The following is a 5,283-nucleotide window of genomic DNA, read 5'->3' as shown; positions in this document are numbered from 1 at the left end:
ACCTGCTCGACCGTGTCGGGCAGCACGACCGCGAGCGGCACCGTGCGGTACGCGGCGAGGCCGTCACATTCGAACGGCTTGAGCGCCTCGCGTTCGTGCAGCACGTCGAGGCCGGGCGCCGCCGCGAGCAATGCGGCGACGAGTGTGTCGCGGCCGACGGTCGCCAGCGGGCCGTCGATCCGTTCGTCGTAGGTGAAACTCATCGGGGTTGTCTCCACCATGCAGGCGGCTGCGCGAAGCGCGGCACGCCGGAAGGGATGGATTCTTGGCGGGTAGCGCGCGCGTGTCCAGACGTGTCGAATGTGGTCATACCAGTTTTTACAGGATGGCCAGAAGGCGGCTGTCTCGATTGCCATAAAACTGAATGACTACAAGGCTTTGTGGGAAAATTACCGATATCCTTCCGAAGTGGTCATACCAGTATGGAAATGCAGGATCGAGCAGGCCCGGCGCGGAACGTGGCCGACGTCGTTGCCGAGCGCATCGAGAAGCTGATCGTCGATGGCGTGCTGAAGGCCGGGCAGGCGCTACCGTCCGAACGGCGGCTGACCGAGAAGCTCGGCGTGTCGCGCACGGCCGTGCGTGAAGGGATGAAACTGCTGCGTGCGCGCGGCATCATCGACACCACGCACGGCAAGGGCTCGTTCGTTGCGAGCCTGACCCCGCAACGCGAGATCACGCCGATGATGCATCTGCTCGGCTCGCAACCGCGCACGCTGTACGACCTGTTCGAGGTGCGCGGGATGCTCGAGACGGAGGCCGCACGGCTCGCGGCGCTGCGCGGTACGCCGGCCGATTTCATCCTGATCAAGCGTCGCTATGAGGAGATGACCGCGGCCGATGCGCAGGATCTCGACCCGGCTGCACGCGCGAAGCTCGATCATGCGTTTCATCTTGCGATCTGTGAGGCGTCGCATAACCCGGTGCTTGTGAATACACTGCAGTCGTTGACGGATCTGCTGCTGAGTTCGGTGTTTGCATCGGTGAACAATCTCTATCACCGCGAGCCGTTGAAGAAGCAGATCGATCGGCAGCATGCGCGGCTTTATAACGCGGTGACCGGGCGGTTGCCGGATCAGGCGCGCAAGGCGGCGAGCGAGCATATTCGCCAATGCGTCGAGTATCTGCGGGAGATCGAGCAGGAGGAGCAGCGGTTGGTGCGTTCGACGTTGCGGCTTGAGGGGTGGACGTGAGCAGGCGCAGGCACGCTCGCGTGATGACACAGATCAAGCGTGGCTCGCTACCGACGCGACACCACGATTCAATATGTCACAATGTGATGTATTGGATGGGCGATCCCGTCATGGCCGCGGCACATTCGTGCAACACGCGTTGTGTACCGTCGAGCGTGATACGCCACCGATCCTGATCCTGACAGGAGGACGCTGCATGTCGATTCCGACGCGTGACGACGGGCCGGACGCCCGCACCGACCCGATTCCGCATGACAGCCGCACCGCGCTGCTGGCGGCGCTCGACGAACTGCTGGAGGCCGAGCGTGCGGGTGCGCGCGTGGCGTCCGAGACGGCGGCCGAGGTGACAGGCGATCCGGAACTGCATCGGCTGATCGCCCATATCCGCCAGGACGAGGCGCATTGGTGCAGCGTGCTCGTCGAGGCGATCCGGTCGCTCGATGCCGTCCCGACACGCGCAACCGGCGCGTTCTACGAGAAGGCGATGGCGATCGGCGATCTGGCCGAGCGGATGGCGTTCCTGAACCGCGGCCAGCGCTGGGTCGTGCGCAAACTGCAGACGCTGCTGCCGACGCTCGCGGAGCCGGGTATTCATCACGCGCTGTCGTTGATGCTGGTTGCGCATGAGAAAAATATCGGGGCGGTGGATGTGCGGTTGAGGAACAACGGGGCGGGGAGCGTGGAGTAGCGGCGGTGCGGGAAGGCGCCTCGGCGATGGCCGGGTAGCGGCGGTGCGGAATAGTGGAATGCGGCCGAAGGGCGGCACGCAACTTCGCGTTTCGCAAGGGGACCCTAACTCGCAAGCGGCAAGCGAACGGATGCGCGCATGCACGTCCGACTGCATCACCTTCGGCGCCTCCGTGTTCGTCCCAGGCGCCGTGCCGACCTTCACCGTGCTTCGCTACGCTCGCTTCCCGATTCGCTGAAACACCCTCCGGCGCAGCCGGGCTGCCGTTATGAAACGGCCTTCAGATATGAAGCGGAGCGGTCATCGAACTGCTGGTCGACAAGCCCGCCACTCGCATTGCTTCTCATTGACTGCCCGTTGTCGATTGTTGTCGCAAGGACAACATGATGTGTGCCCTCCCGGTGCTTCCGGCATTCGTCCCCCTGACTACAATCCGTCTCAAGCCAGTTGAAAGGCGAGCCAAACGAAGCGCGCGAAGTGCGCAGTCGTGCACTTGAACTGCACCCTGCAACGCGGCTTCCCCCACTTGATGACGAGGACTATGGAAGATGAGCGAAACCACCCGCAATGTTCAGCCGGTTACCGCCGACCTTGGCAAGGAAGGTTCGGGCGAACTCGTGCCGTCCCGCTACGCCGTTCGCGTGGGTAACGTCGACGTCGTGCTGATCAGCGACGGCGTGCTGCCGCTGCCGACCACCACCATGTCCACCAACGTGAGCGAGGCGGACCGAAACGCATGGTTCGACGGCCGCTTCCTGCAACGCGACATGTTCGACTGGGCGCTGAACATCGCGCTCGTGCGCAGCGGCGAACGCCTGATCCTGATCGACTCCGGCGTGGGCGACGGCTTCGAATACTTCTCGCGCGCCGGGAAGTCGGTGATGCGGCTGGAATCGGCCGGCATCGACTTGTCCGCGATCACCGATATCGTGATTACCCATATGCACATGGATCATGTCGGCGGGCTGAACGTCGACGGCGTCAAGGCCAGGCTGCGCCCGGACGTGCGCGTTCACGTGTCGGCCGCGGAAGTGGCGTTCTGGAAAAATCCGGACTTCAGCAAGACGGTGATGCCGGAAACGGTGCCGCCGGCACTCCGCAAGGCTGCCGCCAAGTTCGTGGCACTCTACGGCGAAAATATCGTGCAATTCGACCAGACCGTCGAAGTCGCGGCAGGTGTGTCGGCGCGCGTGACGGGTGGACACACACCAGGGCATTGCGTCGTGGACGTCGCATCGAACGGCGAGAAGCTCACGTTCGCAGGCGATGCGATTTTCGAAGTCAACTTCGATCATCCCGAGTGGCAAAATGGCTTCGAGCACGATCCTGAAGCGGCTGCCGCCGTGCGTTTCGCGCTGTTCAATGAAGCCGCCGAAACCGGTGCACTACTGGCTGCAGCGCACGTCGCGTTTCCGTCCATCGGTCATATCGCAAAGAACGGTGACGGGTTTCGCTTTGTGCCGGTTCTGTGGGACTACTGATCATTGAACGACTGTCGGCGATCGTCATGAGACTGCCGTGTGCCCACGAGGCTTGCCGCGGTTTTTTGTAGACGATCGCGCGCCGCCGCCGCGGCATCGGCAACAAAAAAAGCCCGCCGAAGCGGGCAACCTCACGATGCGGAGGGGGAGATACGAATACGCGGGGCTGCGCGTGTTCAGCCTTTGGTCGCACCAAACGTCAGCCCCGCCACGAAATGCTTCTGCATCGCGAAGAACATCGCGACGGACGGCAATGCCGCCAGAATCGACCCGGCCGACACGAGATTCCACGACGTCGTCCATTGCCCCTTCAACGCGGCGACGCCTGCCGTGATCGGCGCGGCTTCATCGCCTTGCGTGAGACACAGCGCCCAGAAGTAGTCATTCCACACGAACGTAAAAACGAGAATCGCCAACGCAGCCAACGCGGGCCGGATCAACGGCAGCACGATCCGCCAGAACACCGTCCATTCCCCCGCGCCCTCGATCCGCGCCGCCTCGATCAGCTCGAACGGCAGCTGCTTGATGAAGTTGCGCAGAAACAGCGTGCAGAACCCCGTCTGAAACGCGACATGAAAAAGAATCAACGCCTCGACGGTATTGAACACCCCGAGCCTGAGCGACAAGTCCCGCACCGGAATCATCAACACCTGCACCGGCACGAAGTTACCGGCAACGAACGTCCCGAACAGCGCGGTACTCCCGCGAAACTTGTAAGTCGCCAGCGCAAACCCCGCCATCGCCGCCAGCGCAATCGACCCGATCACAGAAGGCACCGTGATCTGCACGCTGTTCCAGAAGTAATGCAGCATCGGCGACGTCGTCAGCGCGTCGCGATAGTTCTCGATCATCGAGAAGTGCCGTGGCCAGCCCCAGTAGTGGCCTTCGACCAGTTCCTCGGTCGAGCGCACCGACGTGACGAACACCGCGATCATCGGCAGCAGCCAGATCAGCAGCGCAACGGGCAGCGACAGCTTGTACAGCCTGCGCGAGACAGGCTTCCATTGAGCAACGGGAGTCGGAAACATGATGGCCACCGGTCAGGTTATTGCTCGTTGCGCAGCAGGCGGCGCAACTGGAACACGATGTAGACGAGCATGATCGCGAACAGCACGACCGCAATCGACGCGGAATAGCCGAGCCGGTAGTACTTGATCGCCTGGTCGTACATGTAATACGCGAGCACGGTCGAGCTCTCGAACGGACCGCCGCTCGTCATCACCGAGATCAGGTCGAAGCTGCGCAGCGCGCCGATCACCGTGACGACGATCGCCATGAAGGTGGTCGGCCGCAGTTGCGGCAGCACCACATGCCACAGCAGCGCGAATCCGCGCGCGCCCTCCATCCGCGCGGCTTCGATCTGTTCCGGGTTGAGCGACGTGAGGCCGGTGAGGTACAGGATCATGCAGTACGCGGTTTGCGGCCACAGCGCGGCAAACACGATGCCGAGCGTCGCGTAGCGCGCATCGCCGAGCACCGGGATGCCGTGTCCGGCGATCAGCGCGAGCAGCCCGAACGTCGGATCGTAGAACCACGAGAAGATCAGGCCGACGACCACGCCGGACAGCACGAACGGCGCGAAGAACAGCGACTTCACGAGCCGGATGCCGCCGACTGCCTGGTTCAGGTACAACGCCAGCGCGAGACCGAGCGGTGGCGCGAGCATGAACAGCACGAGCCAGATCACGTTGTTGCGCAGCGCGGTGTAGAACGTCGACGCATGCAGCAGTTCGACGTAGTTCGCGACACCGACGAAGGTACGCTCGGTCATCCCGTCCCAGTTGTACAGGCTCAGCCACAGCGTCGACAGGATCGGCCAGATCACATAGACGGCAACCATGGCGCAGGCCGGCGCGAGAAAGAGCCACGCGGCGCGCCGTTGCCGCCGCACGGCGGGCGACGGGCGGCGCGCGGGCAGTGA

The 5,283-nt window shown here is 63.3% G+C and carries 4 protein-coding genes and 2 pseudogenes; 3 read left to right on the top strand and 3 right to left on the bottom strand.

Going from position 1 to position 5,283, the window contains the following annotated elements; translation table 11 throughout:
• Positions 1–203, bottom strand: a pseudogene (locus G3O06_RS46400) (FAD-binding oxidoreductase); the annotation flags it as partial.
• Positions 204–422: 219 nt separating this feature from the next.
• On the opposite strand from G3O06_RS46400, the gene glcC reads away from it, so the two are divergent.
• The 3 genes and pseudogenes from glcC to G3O06_RS46385 all read left to right on the top strand — a co-directional run bounded on the left by glcC (position 423) and on the right by G3O06_RS46385 (position 3,362).
• Complete coding sequence (gene glcC / locus G3O06_RS46395) at positions 423–1,193, top strand: transcriptional regulator GlcC (RefSeq protein WP_043186328.1); 771 nt, start codon at positions 423–425, stop codon at positions 1,191–1,193.
• A 259-nt stretch (positions 1,194–1,452) separates the two neighbouring features.
• Positions 1,453–1,881 (top strand): annotated as a pseudogene (locus G3O06_RS46390) (DUF6306 domain-containing protein); the annotation flags it as partial.
• A gap of 548 nt (positions 1,882–2,429) precedes the next feature.
• Entirely contained in the window at positions 2,430–3,362 is a 933-nt protein-coding gene (locus G3O06_RS46385) for an MBL fold metallo-hydrolase (protein WP_174972797.1), read from the top strand.
• Positions 3,363–3,538: 176 nt separating this feature from the next.
• Here the strand turns inward: G3O06_RS46385 and G3O06_RS46380 are convergent, their stop codons facing one another.
• Positions 3,539–4,390, bottom strand: coding sequence for a carbohydrate ABC transporter permease (locus tag G3O06_RS46380; RefSeq protein ID WP_089484760.1), 852 nt, complete (start codon positions 4,388–4,390; stop codon positions 3,539–3,541).
• Positions 4,391–4,407: 17 nt separating this feature from the next.
• The coding region (locus tag G3O06_RS46375) for a sugar ABC transporter permease (RefSeq protein ID WP_241020593.1) at positions 4,408–5,283 on the bottom strand (876 nt) is incomplete at its 5' end.

Origin of the sequence: Burkholderia sp. Ac-20345 (genome assembly GCF_017104825.1) — a bacterium.
Taxonomy (GTDB): Bacteria; Pseudomonadota; Gammaproteobacteria; order Burkholderiales; family Burkholderiaceae; genus Burkholderia; species Burkholderia lata_B.
This window is presented reverse-complemented; position numbering and strand designations above follow the sequence as displayed.

Bases quoted from the DNA above. Each gene is read 5' to 3' on its own strand.
- G3O06_RS46385 (WP_174972797.1), top strand. From the start codon at position 2,430: ATGAGCGAAACCACCCGCAATGTTCAGCCGGTTACCGCCGACCTTGGC.
- glcC (WP_043186328.1), top strand. From the start codon at position 423: ATGGAAATGCAGGATCGAGCAGGCCCGGCGCGGAACGTGGCCGACGTC.
- G3O06_RS46380 (WP_089484760.1), bottom strand. From the start codon at position 4,390: ATGTTTCCGACTCCCGTTGCTCAATGGAAGCCTGTCTCGCGCAGGCTG.